This is a genomic window from Pseudomonas sp. B21-048 (assembly GCF_024748615.1).
In the GTDB taxonomy this organism is placed as follows: domain Bacteria; phylum Pseudomonadota; class Gammaproteobacteria; order Pseudomonadales; family Pseudomonadaceae; genus Aquipseudomonas.
In genome coordinates this window covers 3,599,625-3,612,977 of sequence record NZ_CP087168.1, presented here as the reverse complement: position 1 = coordinate 3,612,977, position 13,353 = coordinate 3,599,625, and the positions used below count along the sequence as shown (strand labels likewise).

The 13,353-nt window shown below is 59.8% G+C and carries 11 protein-coding genes and 1 pseudogene; 3 read left to right on the top strand and 9 right to left on the bottom strand.

Annotation, left to right across the window (positions count from 1 at the left end; genetic code table 11):
• The first annotated feature begins 144 nt into the window (after nt 1-144).
• Together LOY56_RS16870 and LOY56_RS16865 are read left to right on the top strand one after the other, a co-directional pair.
• On the top strand, nt 145-534 hold the full coding sequence (locus tag LOY56_RS16870) for a cytochrome c family protein (protein ID WP_258615793.1): 390 nt from the start codon (nt 145-147) through the stop codon (nt 532-534).
• Nucleotides 535-658: 124 nt separating this feature from the next.
• Nucleotides 659-994 (top strand): hypothetical protein, encoded by a 336-nt coding sequence (locus LOY56_RS16865; RefSeq protein ID WP_258615792.1) that lies wholly within the window; start codon nt 659-661, stop codon nt 992-994.
• Nucleotides 995-1,180: 186 nt separating this feature from the next.
• On the opposite strand, the gene LOY56_RS16860 is transcribed toward LOY56_RS16865, so the two are convergent.
• From LOY56_RS16860 to LOY56_RS16850, 3 genes and pseudogenes are all read right to left on the bottom strand, one after another.
• Nucleotides 1,181-1,486 (bottom strand): panthothenate synthetase, encoded by a 306-nt coding sequence (locus tag LOY56_RS16860; protein ID WP_258615788.1) that lies wholly within the window; start codon nt 1,484-1,486, stop codon nt 1,181-1,183.
• 176 nt (nt 1,487-1,662) lie between these two features.
• Nucleotides 1,663-2,052, bottom strand: a complete 390-nt coding sequence (locus LOY56_RS16855) for a VOC family protein (protein WP_258615787.1) — start codon at nt 2,050-2,052, stop codon at nt 1,663-1,665.
• A gap of 337 nt (nt 2,053-2,389) precedes the next feature.
• A pseudogene (locus LOY56_RS16850) lies at nt 2,390-2,951 on the bottom strand (YSC84-related protein).
• A 417-nt stretch (nt 2,952-3,368) separates the two neighbouring features.
• On the opposite strand from LOY56_RS16850, the gene LOY56_RS16845 reads away from it, so the two are divergent.
• The gene (locus LOY56_RS16845) at nt 3,369-4,241 is read left to right on the top strand and encodes a DNA/RNA non-specific endonuclease (RefSeq protein WP_258615784.1); all 873 of its coding nucleotides are present in this window, start codon (nt 3,369-3,371) and stop codon (nt 4,239-4,241) included.
• An 88-nt stretch (nt 4,242-4,329) separates the two neighbouring features.
• On the opposite strand, the gene LOY56_RS16840 is transcribed toward LOY56_RS16845, so the two are convergent.
• Genes LOY56_RS16840 through bcsZ form a run of 6 tightly spaced genes read right to left on the bottom strand, consistent with a single transcriptional unit; the run spans nt 4,330 to nt 13,348 of the window.
• A complete protein-coding gene (locus LOY56_RS16840) occupies nt 4,330-5,511 on the bottom strand; it encodes an alginate O-acetyltransferase AlgX-related protein (protein WP_258615780.1) in 1,182 nt (393 codons plus the stop codon).
• The gene (locus LOY56_RS16835; protein WP_258615779.1) at nt 5,511-6,920 is read right to left on the bottom strand and encodes an MBOAT family protein; all 1,410 of its coding nucleotides are present in this window, start codon (nt 6,918-6,920) and stop codon (nt 5,511-5,513) included. The genes LOY56_RS16840 and LOY56_RS16835 overlap by 1 nt, the downstream gene beginning before the upstream one ends.
• An 18-nt stretch (nt 6,921-6,938) precedes the next feature.
• Complete coding sequence (locus tag LOY56_RS16830) at nt 6,939-7,613, bottom strand: alginate O-acetyltransferase AlgF (protein WP_258615778.1); 675 nt, start codon at nt 7,611-7,613, stop codon at nt 6,939-6,941.
• Nucleotides 7,610-8,278, bottom strand: coding sequence for an SGNH/GDSL hydrolase family protein (locus tag LOY56_RS16825; RefSeq protein ID WP_258615777.1), 669 nt, complete (start codon nt 8,276-8,278; stop codon nt 7,610-7,612). The genes LOY56_RS16830 and LOY56_RS16825 overlap by 4 nt, the downstream gene beginning before the upstream one ends.
• Nucleotides 8,279-8,294: 16 nt before the next feature.
• Nucleotides 8,295-12,158 (bottom strand): cellulose biosynthesis protein BcsC, encoded by a 3,864-nt coding sequence (locus LOY56_RS16820; protein WP_258615775.1) that lies wholly within the window; start codon nt 12,156-12,158, stop codon nt 8,295-8,297.
• The gene (gene bcsZ / locus LOY56_RS16815; RefSeq protein ID WP_258615774.1) at nt 12,134-13,348 is read right to left on the bottom strand and encodes a cellulose synthase complex periplasmic endoglucanase BcsZ; all 1,215 of its coding nucleotides are present in this window, start codon (nt 13,346-13,348) and stop codon (nt 12,134-12,136) included. The genes LOY56_RS16820 and bcsZ overlap by 25 nt, the downstream gene beginning before the upstream one ends.
• Nucleotides 13,349-13,353: the final 5 nt, after the last annotated feature.

Genomic DNA, 13,353 nt, shown 5'->3' with positions numbered 1-13,353 from the left:
TCAGGTCACCGGCGCTCAATAAATTGCGCGATGACCTGATTGACGGTGATCCTGCAGCCCACGCGACTGCGCCGAGTGACTTACGTTGGCATGAAAGCAGACAATGCCCGGGCCCACGCCTGAGTCTCGGAAAAAGAGCACCACATGAAAAACGTCGCTGTCCTTACCTTCGCCTTGATGCTCAATACCGGATTATTCAGCCTGCCAGCAGAAGCGGCGGGGGATGTGGACGCAGGCCAGAAACTATTTAACCGCATTTGCGGCGGCTGTCATCAAGTAGGGACTGCGGCACGGGGCTCTTTTGGTCCGCAACTCAACGCCATCTTCGGACGCCCTGCGGGAAGCACGACGGACTATCAGTACTCAAACGCGATGAAATCATCAGGCGTCGTCTGGACCCGCGAAACACTCACCGCCTACATCGAAGCGCCAAAAGAAGTCGTCCCCGGAACCCGGATGATTTTCTGGGGCCTCAGCGATCCGCAGAAGGTCGAAAACCTGCTGGCCTACCTTCAGACATTCCAGCCGCAATAATCTGTGCCTCATCAAAATGTTTGCCGCGTCAAGGCTGTACAGGCGATATCAATGAGCTATTTCATCCGCGAAAGTATGCCCGCCCGAGAGACGGATCCCGGGTAATTTCTAATGGAGTGACTCAGTGAATTATCTCAGCAAAGTTGTTGGCGTAGCCCTGTTCGGTCTGGTTCTGGCGGGTTGCACCGGTGCCCCGATGAAGACGCAGCAGTACGACAGCAGCCAGTACACCGTTGTCGGCCACAGTGAAGCGACCGCCACTGGCCTCCTGCTGTTTGGCGTCATCCCGATCCAGCAGAACAACCGTTTCATCCGCGCTCAGAACGCCGCGATCAAGGCCAAGGGTGGCGACGCCATGATCAACACTCAGGTGCAGGAAAACTGGTTCTGGGCTTGGGTCCTGACCGGTTACACCACCACGATCTCCGGTGATGTGGTCAAGCTGAAAACCGTTCAGTAAGCGACATACGCTGCCTGTGGGGCGAGCGAGCTTGCTCCGGGCGGCGTTCCGACGCTGGGCTGCGTAGCGGCCCCAAAAATCCGACAGCAACTGCCGATTTTTGTGAGCGCTACGCACTGGAGCGCCAGCCCGGTCAAGCCGCAGCGAGCTCCCTCGCCACAGGTTTTCTCACTCATCGATGGCTCCTCATCCCCAGGCTTTTCCGAGCTCCTCAAGACCTGCGTCTTGCAGGTTCTGCGCACTCATGACCACACGCAGTTTGCAGTTGGCCTGAAAGTTGAGAAAGAAAGGTTCCGCATAGCCGGGAATTTCGGAAGGGTCTTCTATATCGATCAGAAAAATCCCGCTTCGCATACCGTCGTGCTCAGTGAAATATGTCGCCTCCGGCTTAATGGTTTCCAGGACGCGGTTCATGATTTCGCCGACCTTCCCCGACCGGACAAGCGCGTTGAAAGGCTCATGGGGAAACTCGACCATCAGTAGCATTTTCATTATTCGATACTCTGTTGAAGTGGCGCGCTCCTTAGCCGGATCCTTACTCCTGACGATGATACCGCTAGCCGTGCGTTCGGCGGGGCCAGCGGTGGTGTGTGGTTAAGAATAGCGAAGGGTTAGAGGCTGCCGGGGCAGAGTTACAGACGGTCGTTTTTGAAGGGGCAGCCCAATGACTACTGTACCGGTGTGCAGAGTTCAACCAGTGTTCCGTCAGGGCATCGAACGTAGGACACGATTTGTCCCCAGGGTTTGGCGTTTGGTGCGCAGATTTCAGTGGCGCCTGCCTTCAACGCTTTGGCATGCGCCGCCGGAACGTCCTCGGTCACCAGGCCGACTTCGATTCCGAGTGGTTTTGCGGAAGAGTGCGCCGAGACATGGCCGGTGCTGAAGTTCATCGCGGCGAGTTCATCGGCGGCGAATGCCAGCGCGGTTTCTCCCGTTTCGAGTTCGCCATAGGTATTGGACTCGTGGAGGAAGCGAACACTCAGCCCGAAGGCTGACGAAAAGAACTGGAGGGAGGCAACAACGTCCGGGACGTAGATGATCATGTAGCCAAATTTCATGAGCGAGCATTCCGTGTCATGTCAATTGAGTGGCAGATTGAAGCCAGGTGTTTTTTTCGGATGCCTGCTTCGACCAAGGGGCACCCATACGCTGGAGCCCGCATCCTATGTTACTTCAGGCGAGCATCAACAATAATTTTTGACGATCCGGTCGGGCAAAAAAACGCATGAAAAAAAACCGGCTGATGAGGCCGGGTTTTTTTGGTTGAGTGTTGCGGTAAAGCCACTCATTCATGCCGCACGATTCTGAGTCAGACGATCCGAGCCACCTTCGATGCACTGAGCCATCAGATTAGAAAAGGCAGACTGGCGCATCCGTGCGCCAAGCGACTGGTTTTTAGCGCTTGATGTGGGAAATCTTGGTGCCTTCGATACTGACCCCGGCCATTAACCCCTGCTGGTCAAAAATGAACGCATAGGCATCGCCCTTCAGCGTCGAACTGGACAGATTCTTCGCCACCCCTTCATCAACCACAACAATTGTGGGGCCTACGCCGATTTCCCAACCCTTGGTTTTTACGTAGATAGTTCACGGCTTTATCGGTCATCAGGAAAACCGCATAGCCATACGACTGGGCGCCTGCCTGCAGCCCCCATGACCCAGTGACGGAGTTGTAATAATCCTCAACTTTTTTGCCTTCAAACAACACGCCTTCGCCATAACTGCCGCCAAACACAAGGCCCGCCTTGATGATTTTCGGGAAGACAAGAATCGCTTTGGCGTTGTGCGAAATGCTTTCGGCAAAGGGCGTGGCTTTGTAGAGAGTTTGTAACGCTTGCCGAGAGTCGACATTCAAATCTTCGGCGGTTGCCGCACCTGCAGTGTTCAGGAAGCTCGCCGATGCCAGAGAGGCTGTCGCAAGGACGATCGATAGGAAGAACCGCATTGACTGAGTCACTTTAGTACTCCGATACGGGAACATCGGATGCGAGCCGCAGTCAGGACCTGCCCCTGGCAGAATCCGGGCCTGCTTAAATTATCCGGCGCACCCTAAAGTATGTGAGCTACTGACTTCGCCCTTGAATGAAGCAGGCCGCAGGCCTTTGTTCATTGGCGACGTCATCACTTGCTTTGACCTCTGTGTATGAGCCGGGTTCGTCATAAGCTGCGAGGGCCGTAGATACTATTAATTCTGTGGAAAGTTGCAGGTAATGGGGAAGTCCGAGCAATGGCGAGTCGAATGTAAACGCCGCTCAGCACTAATGTGACGTGCAATGGTCAATAACTCCCGCACGACCATTGGCGGTCGCCTGGGTTCCGTGAATCGGGACTCGCCGTACGTTTACCCCTCCCTCTAAATTCGAAGATTTAAAGCATGCACTTACGCAAAATTGCAGTTGGGCTGTCGGCCCTTGTTTTGCTCTCGACCGGGGCAGAAGCCCGCAGTCTGCTGGATTTCATCAAACCGCCCACCCAGCATCAGGAGCACGTGTCCCGTTCGGGCTCGATCAGCCAGAACGCGGCCCTGAGCCTCTATTCGAACAAACAGAAACAGGCATCGTTTGATGGCTGCGCAGATCTGTTCCCGGCTGCGAAGCCCATCAACCTGGCCACTGTGCCTGCAACCATGAAACCGCTGGCCCTGTGTTCCGACAACTTTGCAGTGCTGTACTCACAAACCAGCAAGACGCCGTTGGTCGTGGTCGAACGCCTTGATGCGGCCCAACTACAGGATGCCAAAGGCGAGGAGCGCACCAACCAGTTCTACCCGGACCCACGCATCCCCAAGAATGGGCGGGCCGAGTTGAGTGACTATCGTAGCCAACATCCGGCTGTGGACCGTGGCCATCAATCCCCGGCAGCCGATGCTCCGAATCCCAATGCAATGGCTCAATCCTTTGCACTGTCGAACATGGTGCCGCAAGACCCAACCAACAACCGGAAGATCTGGAGCAAGGTCGAGTCCGATGTCAGAAAGTTCGCCAAGCGAGCCGATGGTAATGTTTTTGTCTTTACCGGCCCGCTCTTTGACTCAGGCCACACCACCATCGGCGACAACAAGGTCTGGGTGCCAACCCGCCTGTTCAAGCTGGTTTACGACGCTTCGTCCAAACGTGCCTGGGCCTACGTCCTGCCCAACGCTGAAACCCGTATCGAAAGACCGATGGACTATGAGGCTTTCGTGAAGAGTACCGGGCTCAAATTGCTGGGGAATCTACCGGTCACAGGTTCCGTAGGGCGCTCTTGATGGCTTGATGAATTGCACCCCAAAGGATGCAGCCGATGGGGTGTTTCATTCCCGGATAAATAGCGCGTAAAGATGGGCGACCGGTTGTTTAAGGTTCCAATGCAACTGCGCCGCCTGGGTAGAAACGGGCAATATCAATGGGGTCGGTGTAGGCCGTTTGCAGGTCTCGTTCCGGAATTTCCCAGATGATCAATTTCGGCGGTGTTTCTTTGAAAGCCGGGTTGTCGATGTAGCTGTTTGCGGCGCCGGAGAAAGCGCCTCCCTCTTTTGCGAAATTACCCACCGGGGCCCCCAGTGCTTGTTGCAGGAACCCTGCGAAGTTCGAGTTGCGCGAAAATGAGGTTCCGATCAGAGCGGTGCTGGGTAAATCGGCGTCGCCAAAAAGGTCGCTTTCATTCTCAGGGCTGTCGGCCGACACGTCAGGAATTTCGCGCAGGCTGGTCTGGGCGATCCATTCGGGTGCGGGTTGCCATCTCAGCGGCAGCCAATCGATGCCCGCCAGGCGCACCAGATCGCCAGGCCGTAGTGCGACCGGGACGTGACTTTCGCTGAACGATCGGCGTGGTGTTGCGGTGATGCCCAGGGTTTTCAGGCGCTGCGCAATGGCCTCGGCCGCAGCCTTGGCGCCGGATTCGCTCCAGTGCGTATCGGTGCGCAAATAGGCTTGGGGTCCTAGTGGCGCCAGTGCATCGCTCAGGTCCAGATTCGCCAGCCCGGCCGCATTCAGCCTCGCCGTCCAGGACTGGATGCGTCCTTCGAAAGAAGCCGGGCGATACAGTGAGCAACGTTGTGCAGAAGCGATGCGGCTCTTGTCTGGAACGATGACCACCAGCAGGCTGATGTGTCGTTGAGAGAGCCGTTCTTTCAGATCGATCACGGCCTGAAGCTTGGCATCGGCATTACGTTGCGCTTGATGATGGACCGTTAGCTCATCGGCCAGAAACAGCCAGTCAGTGCAGCCTGAACGAACCCTGAGCCCGGTGTCATTGAGCAGGAGCCAGCTGGCACCGCGCGCAAATTTGGCGAACGTGGTGGGGATGATGGCTTTCGACAGCTCCTTGGCGATTTTATGGGTGATAGCTCCGTCAAGCATCTGCGTGGCCAATAATTTCGGCGGTAGCCGCTCTATTTGCCCTGACCCGATCAGCCAGCCAGAGGACAGTAGCCCGACGAATAGGAATATCAGCAGAGACGCGCCGGCCAACGGACTGGCGTGTGCGACCGGGGCGTCAGGTTGCGCAGGCGTAGTGATGTGCTCTTGAGTCTTCATCAGAATTGAAAGTACAGAAAGGGTACGGTTTCGCGACTGGCGGTCAGTGCGAACGACAGCATGAAACCGGCAATGGGCCAAAGGGCGGCGGTGCAGAGCGCCAGGCCGACCCGGTGTTTTTCAGCGTAAGGGCGTAGCAGCGGCGCGACGATAACCAGCACCCCCAACAAGCCCGCGAGGCCATGCACCGGGCGCAGGATCGCGGACAGTTCCTCACCGAGGGCGAAGCCCTGCAACCCGAATTGTCCGGCGTACAGATTCAGTGCGCTATGAAAGTCGGGGGCGCGGAACAGTGTCCACGCCAGGCAGACGAACAGCAGTGTCAGCGCATGGGAAAGCACGGGCGGCACAGGGGGCAGGGAAGCGCGGTTCCAGGCACGATCAACACATAACGCAATGCCGTGGGCGCAGCCCCACAGTAGATAGTTCCAATTGTCGCCGCCGTGCCAGAGGCCGGCGATGGCCATGATCAGGAACAGGTTGCGATAGGTTTTCCAGGCGCCGTTACGATTACCCCCCAGCGGGATATACAGATAGTCACGCAACCAACTGGACAACGACATGTGCCAGCGGCGCCAGAAATCCTGGATGCTGTTGGCCAGATACGGGCGGTTGAAGTTCTCCGGAAAGTGAAAGCCCAACATCAGCCCCAAACCAATGGCCATGGCGCTGTAGCCGGCGAAGTCAAAGAATAGTTGCAGGGAGTAGGCGAGGCAGCCCAGCCAGGCGTCGGAAAAACTGGGGTTCTGCACACTGAACGCCACGTCGACCACGGGTGACAGCGTGTCGGCCACCAGAACCTTCATGCACATCCCGAGCATGAACCGGCGTGCGCCCAGCGAAAAGTTCTGCGCGTTGAAGTCACGCCGATGCAACTCGCGCCGGACCCAGTCATAGCGAATGATGGGGCCGGCGACCGAATGGCCGAACATCGAGATATAGGTCGCGTAATGGATGAAGCTGCGCTCGACCGGCACGGTGCGACGATGCACATCCACCAGGTAGGAAATTGCCTGCAGCACCACAAATGACAATCCGGCCGGCATGATGACGCGTTGCCAGGACAGGGGCGCGGCTCCGGACCAGATAATCGCTTCGTTCAAGGTGTCGACGACAATGTTGGCGTACTTGTACCCGCAGAGGATGGCTGTGTTGAGCACGATCAGGGCCACCAGTATCCGCACACGGCCCTTGCTCTCCTGTCGCCAGGCGTCAATCAATAAGCCACCCACCCATGCCGTGATCGTCAGCATCACATGCACAGCAAGGAATCGTGGGCTCAACCAGCCATAAAACAGCCAACTTCCGATCAGCAGCGTGACGTTGCGCCTGTCGGCTGGGCACAAGGCATAGGCGAGCAGGAACAGTGGCAGGAACAACGTTAGAAATTCGAGAGAGGCAAAAACCATGGTGGTGGCGCGATCCGATCAGTGGGCCAGGACGTCCGTCGCGAGCAACAGGTAAGGGCCAGTTTCGCCAGGTAACAGCACGACGCTATAACGCTCGCCGGCCTTGAGCTGGCCCAAGTCAAGCGGGGCCCCGACGTTGGTTTGAGCGCAGACCAATTGAACCGACAGGCTGACCGGGTTGATCGCGCGGCGTTGCACGCTGCCATCGGCCACCTCCTTGAACAGATCGGCGTTCTTCCCCGCCGCGCGCAAACCGGCCTGGGTGCACGCGGGATCGGCGCTGATAAACGCCAGCGAGGCTCTCAGGCTATTGAAGTCGTCGGGTTGCTCACGGATGACGACCTGGCGAATACCTTGAGCGCTGTCTGGCAAAGCGATCACGCTGGCGAATTCGCCTGCTGCCACCTGGATGTCCAGCGGCTGGCTTTTGCCGTTGCGTTCCAGAGTGCCCTTGATCGGCTGGTTGGCGGGCACAGGCAGGTAGTCGGACACGGCATTCGAACCCTCGAGTCTGAGGCTGGCCCGCGAGCCTTCGGCCAGCAGCTGCAAGGGGCGGTCGGCGGCGTTGATAAAACGCAGGAAAGCCGAGTCCTGATCCGGGCCCGTCGGGTACAGGGCAATGTCGGCAGCCTGGGCGTGCAGGCTCAGCATCAAGGGCGCTAACAGTTTCCAGCCACAGGCGGATCGGCTCATTTGCCGGCTCCTGCGCTGCTGACGCGCTCGGCGGGCAGTTTGGCCAATGCACCGCCAATCGCAGTGCCCCATGCTTGATAACCGGCGACGGTGAAGTGCTGCCCGTCGGTGGTGACCCACTGCCCGGGTTTGGAGAACGTCAGCGAATCGATGTAGGTGCAAGGCGCCACGTTCGCGGCCAAAAACTGCGACATCAACTGGGCGCGGGCATCATTCTTCTGGTACATGCCACCCGCTTTGCCCCAGGCCGGGCCTACCCAGGCGCAACGGGTGCCAGTGGCGGCGATGGCCTTGGCCAGGCCGGTGACGCTTTGCCAGGCCCAGGCCTTCGGAAACACTGGCTTGTCATAGGACGCCATGGTGTCGCCGATGACCAATACCACCAGGTCGGGTTTGTCGGCGGCGATCAGGTCCTGGATCGGTGTGGTGGTTGCCTCGCGCCCTTTGATCACGATCTTGTCGTTGCCTTTGCGCTCGGCGCCGCAGTCGACCTTTTTGCTGATCAGCCAGTCGCCGGCGCTGGCACCGCAGGCACCGATGGAATGAACCTGCGCGCCTTGGCGAGTCAGGTTGTCGTGCAGCGGCTCCAGTAAATGATCCGCAAGGCTCATATGGCTTTCCCCAAGAACAAGGAGAGTCAGACCGGCAAGGGCAGAAGTGGGCATCGAAAGCTCCAGATGATCAGTTGGAATAAGGTGAGGTGTAGGGGCTGACCGGCAGGCTCATGGGGCCGCTGATCTCCTCGAACTGGTAGCGCAAAGACAGGGCGCCGCTCAGTTGTTGGTAGTCGCGGGCGTTGTCCAGGCCCAGGCTGGCGCCCAGCAGGAAGTTCGAAGCGACCTTGTATTCAGCCGCCGCGGCAACGCTGTAGCCGATCCCGGTTTTGTTTTGCCCTTCGTAGCGCAGGCCCGAGGCCGCTTGCAGGGCTTTGTCGTTGGGGAAATAGTCGGCGCTGTCCTGCTCGAAATGCTGCACGCCGACCGAGCCCTTGACTTGATACGTCAAGCGCCCGGTGCGTTGTGCCCAGGTCACCGGCACGCCCAGGGCGAAGAACGTCTGCGGGCTGAAATAGCCGCCGTGGCCATAGGTGAAATAGTCCTGATTGTTGGCGTAGCTGATGCCGGTCATGCTCAGACCGACGGTCAGCTTGCTGTCCGTTGCATTTTGCAGGTACCAGTACACACCGCTGCCCAGTTCACTGCGGTTGTTGGACTGGACATGGTTGCCCAATAGCTGGTGCCAGGAGGCGTAGCCATAGACGCCGACTTCGTTGTCATCAAAGCTCAACTGGCCACGCCCGCCGTTAGCGGTCACGCCGCCCCAGGACTGCCCGCTGCGTTTGTCCGTGGTGCCGGCAAACGAGGTGACGCTGTCAGTCACCGGGCGCCGGGAAACGCTCACGCCATAACGGACATTAGAGGAGTCGCTCACCGGGCGATCAATGCTGATGCCGCCGGTGGCGGTGGTGTATTTGAAGCCGAGCGGGGTGGTGCCGAGATCGGCTTTGAGTCCATCCGCGGGTCGTTGGATGGCGACGGAAAGGCCGACACCCTCGGCTTTTTGCGAGCCGGCGCTGCCACTCTGGGCACCGTTACCGAAACGCGACAGCGCCTCGTCGCTGACACTGCCAGCGTTCAGCGAAACCGGCGTCACGCGCAGGGCGATGCGGCTTTCATCCAGCGGAATATTGATTTCCAGCGGTGTTTCAACATCGGTCAGTTTGCTCAACCCTGACTCGCTGTTGTTGCTGCGAATGCTTACGCCTTGGGTGACGTAGGCACTGCGCTCCTGAAGGATTTTATTCAGAGCCAGTTGCGCGGGGCTGATGTCCTCGCTCACCAATGCGGCGCGCGGCAGCTGCGACTCGAATGGATTGCTCGCCTGCTGCGGCCTTGGCGGGGCGTCGATGCCAAAAGGGGCGTGAGACCTCGCGTTGCCCGGCATCTCCTGAGCCGGTGGCGGGATCGCTGCCAGCAAGGTGTCGCGACTGACCTGGCTACCTGCTCCCGACACCCCCGCAAAAGGGTTGGACGCCGCCGTCGAACCGGCGAGCTGGTCGCCCTGGTTTCTGCGTTTCTCGTTCTGTTCAATGGCCACTGCTTTACGCAGCAGATCGGTCGCCGTGCCGGTCTTGCCCATGCTCTGGTAGAGGCGGGCGGCCTCTGTCAGCGTTTGAGGGTTACCGGATTCGGTCTTGAGCAGCTGTTGCAGTGCCTGTTCGGCAAAGGCAGTGTCATGTGCCAACACCGCCGCGTTGGCGGCACCCAACAGCAGTTGCGGGTCGTTTGGCTGACGTTGTAACAGCGGTTTGTAGAGTTCGAGGGTTTTTGCCGTGTCGCCGTTGGCCGAGTACATCCGCGCTAGCGCCGCGACGGCAGCGCTGTCACCGGGACGTTGCGCCAGTGCGGGCGCTAGCGTGTCATAAGCGCTGGCCAGATTGCCTCGTTCACGCAGCTGGTCAGCCTGGCGGATGCGATAGAGATAGAGCAGGTCGTCGAAACGCTTGCGAGCCGGCGCGTTCAAGGGCCTGTTCTGAAGGTCGCGCAGAATCTCGTTGACCTGTGCGTCTTCGCCGGTTTTAAGCAGGACAGCGGCGTATTGCAGGATGAAGTCCGCCGAGGGCGCCGTGGTGTTTTGCAACTGGCCGCGCATGAGGGCCAGCGCACGGGTGGGCTCGCCGATGTCGACATAGGCCGAGGCCAGGCTCGCCGTGCGATCTGGACTGTTGGTGGTCATCGGCTGAATACGATCGAGCAAGGTCAGGGCTTCCTGGCGCTGTCCGCGCTTGCCCAACTCGATCGCCTGGCTGAGTTGCAGGTTGAGGCTGACATCAGCGGCCAATGCGTCCATGTCCGGGGTGCGCTGGTCGGGGCGCAAGCGTCCCAACGTTGTCTGGGCGGCTTTCCACTCACCCATCTGGACCGACAGCAAGGCGCTGACGTAAAGCGCATCGGCATTGTCGGGATGGGCCTGGAGCATGGCGTTGATCAGGTCCCGAGCCTTTTGCGGTTCGCCCATCGCCAGGTTCAGGCGGGCCAGGGCGAAACGTGTCCAGACGTTATCCGGCTCAACGCGCAGCGCATCTTGCAAGGCGTTGCGCGCAGCGGGCAGGTCGTTGCGTTGTTCGGCGAGGGCGGCCAGTTGCGTCGCGCGCAAGGCTTGCAGGCGCGCGGACTGGCCGATCTTTGCCTGTCCGGTGGCGGGCAGGCTGTTAATCAGTTGCAGGGCTTCATCGTTCTTGCCGCTCTTGAGCAGCACATTGACCAGCCCTTCCTGTGCTTGAGGGTCATCGCGGCGCTGGTTCAAAATCTGCCGATAGGTGCGCTGAGCGTCATCGAACTGGCCCGCGCTGGCCTGAATATCCGCCAGGGCGAGGCGCGCATCGACCCCGTTTGGATTCAGCCGTAGCGCCTGGTTGACCAAGACCTGTGCCTGGGCTGTCTGGCCTTTGGCCTGGGCGTCGCGGGCCTGCTGCAACGCCGACCAATAGCGCACTTCGTTCAGCGCAACTTGCCAGCGGCTGCCGTCGTTTTGTCGCGTGGCCTGACTCAAGAGCTTTTCCGCTTCGGCCAGTCGGTGTTGCTGCTGGCGAATAACCCCAAGGCCGCCCAGCGCGTCAGCATCATCGGGCCGGGTTTTCAAGCGTGCTTGAAAAGCCTGTTCGGCGGTGGCCTGATCGCCTTCTTTGAGCGCCTTCAGGCCGCGCGCGACTTCGGCAGGCGGTTGCCATTCCTTGCCGGCCGTCGTTGCCACCTGTTGCTTGCCCTTGTTCATCTGCGCCCGGATTTGCGCGTCATCCGGATGCGTCTTGAGGTACGCCTCGAACAACGGCACTTGTGCCGGATTGGGCGGACCGATCCAGGTCAGCGCCAGGCGCCAGCTTTCGTCGGCATCACCGGCAATGTCGGCACGCTGGGTCAGCGCGGCCAGGGCGCGGATGCCCTCGGCACGGCTGTCTTCACGGCGGACCAGATGCTTGGCGTAAAACAGCGCGACGATCGAGTCGTTGGGCATCTCGCGTTGCAGGCGCTGAAATCCGTTGCGTGCTTCAGTCCAGTCAGCCTGGTTGAAGGCAAGGTTGTTGTAATACTCGCGGCCGATCGTACCTTGAGGTGGACGGCCATCGAACAGCGAGCGAAACACTGCAGTCGCCTTGTCACGCTCACCGGCATCGACGAGGCGCCGAGCCTCTTCCAGACGCTGCTGGTTCTGCGTTTGGGCCACGCTGATGTCCTGCGCCAATTGCAGTGCCTGCCGAGGCGGTGGCTGGATGGCCTGCAAGCGGGCGAGGTATTGCTGCGCCTGTTGTGGCTTGTCCTGTTGCAGGCCGATCAAGCCCAAGCCATACAGTGCGTCAACCTGGACCGGGTCCAGCAGCAGGACTTTCAGCCAGACTTCCGCAGCGCGTTGAGGGTTGTTGTGTAACTGCCAGTACTGCCCTTGCTCGACGAGTAATGTCTGCGGCGTCGGGCTTTGCGCGTGGGCAGCTGTGGCTGTCAACGCGCTCATCACGGCGATGGTTAGCGTGCGGTGGTGCGCGTGCATGCGGTCTCCCAGGAGAGTTTCAGTGTTCCGTCTTCCCGGAATCGATAGTGTTTGTCCGCCCAGCCGAGCGCGAACAGACTGAGCATGAAGTTGTAGTAGCGAGGCGGGCCTGCGCTGGCATCGGGTCTGGCCATGGCCTCGCGCAAGGCTTGCTCGGTGCGCTGACGCAGTACGAGGGCGACGCTCGATTGGCCCTTGGCATGAAAGTAAGGCATCAGTGCCGCGCTGAATCCGAAAGGGCCTTGGCCCTGAACATTACCTTGCAGAACCTGAACGGTTTCCGGCGGCAGATCGGTCGCGGCAGTGAGGCGGGCCATGCCGTCGAGTTGTTTCAACAGGGGCGCCGCCAGCGGTTCCCTGGCGTCGCTCATGCCCAGCCAGAGGTAGACGCGAATGGCGTCGTAACTCCCTGTCTCACCCTTGATCGGGTCACTGACGAAGCCCCCTGATTGATAACCGACCCAGTCAGCCACGAAGCCGTGGGGGCTTGATTGGCTAATCATCGTCGCCGTGTTATCAGCAATGGCTGACCAGGGGCCGGAAGGTGCTTCCTTGGCCAACCGCCGCAGCACGGGAAGTGGCAGATAACTGGGATTCAGCCGCCAGAGCGGGCCTGGCAGGATAAAACCCTCTGGCCCGGACAATAGCATCAGGCCCAATCCAGGCAGATCAACGACCAACTGCGCTTCGAGGGTTGCCATCAACCGAAGAGCGTCCTGGCGATAGTCCGGCCGATGCCACAAGCGAGCGGCTTCGAGCAGGGCGTAGGCGAACCACAGATCGGCGTCGGAGGCGGAGTGGCTGTCTTGCAAGCGCCATTGACCGTCCTCGCCTTGCCCCCATAACCAACCCGGCAGGCGTGTGCCAATGGCGGACCCGGCGAGGTTTGTGGCGGTCCAGCGCCACAATTCGTCGAAGCGTTGCGGGTCATTGCCGATAAGGGCGAAGAGCATGCCGTAGGACTGACCTTCCGATGTGCTGTGGTTGGTCTGCAGGCTGGACTCCAGCACCCGGCCATCGGCCTGGACGAAGCGCGATGCATAGGCCTGCCACAGCGGCCATGCCGGCTCCGGGCACGGTGGGCGGGCCGCCATCGCGGGCGTCACCAGCGCCAGTGCCAGCAAAACGCTCAACCCGCGCAAACACTGACGAAGTGACAGGCCACGACAGTCCATGGTCAATGACGGCATGCGCG

Excerpts from the sequence above, each read along its gene's own strand:
- LOY56_RS16870 (WP_258615793.1), top strand. The coding sequence starts at position 145 with ATGAAAAACGTCGCTGTCCTTACCTTCGCCTTGATGCTCAATACCGGA.
- LOY56_RS16860 (WP_258615788.1), bottom strand. The coding sequence starts at position 1,486 with ATGAAAATGCTACTGATGGTCGAGTTTCCCCATGAGCCTTTCAACGCG.
- LOY56_RS16820 (WP_258615775.1), bottom strand. The coding sequence starts at position 12,158 with ATGCACGCGCACCACCGCACGCTAACCATCGCCGTGATGAGCGCGTTG.
- LOY56_RS16825 (WP_258615777.1), bottom strand. The coding sequence starts at position 8,278 with ATGCCCACTTCTGCCCTTGCCGGTCTGACTCTCCTTGTTCTTGGGGAA.
- LOY56_RS16855 (WP_258615787.1), bottom strand. The coding sequence starts at position 2,052 with ATGAAATTTGGCTACATGATCATCTACGTCCCGGACGTTGTTGCCTCC.
- LOY56_RS16845 (WP_258615784.1), top strand. The coding sequence starts at position 3,369 with ATGCACTTACGCAAAATTGCAGTTGGGCTGTCGGCCCTTGTTTTGCTC.
- LOY56_RS16835 (WP_258615779.1), bottom strand. The coding sequence starts at position 6,920 with ATGGTTTTTGCCTCTCTCGAATTTCTAACGTTGTTCCTGCCACTGTTC.
- LOY56_RS16830 (WP_258615778.1), bottom strand. The coding sequence starts at position 7,613 with ATGAGCCGATCCGCCTGTGGCTGGAAACTGTTAGCGCCCTTGATGCTG.
- LOY56_RS16840 (WP_258615780.1), bottom strand. The coding sequence starts at position 5,511 with ATGAAGACTCAAGAGCACATCACTACGCCTGCGCAACCTGACGCCCCG.
- bcsZ (WP_258615774.1), bottom strand. The coding sequence starts at position 13,348 with ATGCCGTCATTGACCATGGACTGTCGTGGCCTGTCACTTCGTCAGTGT.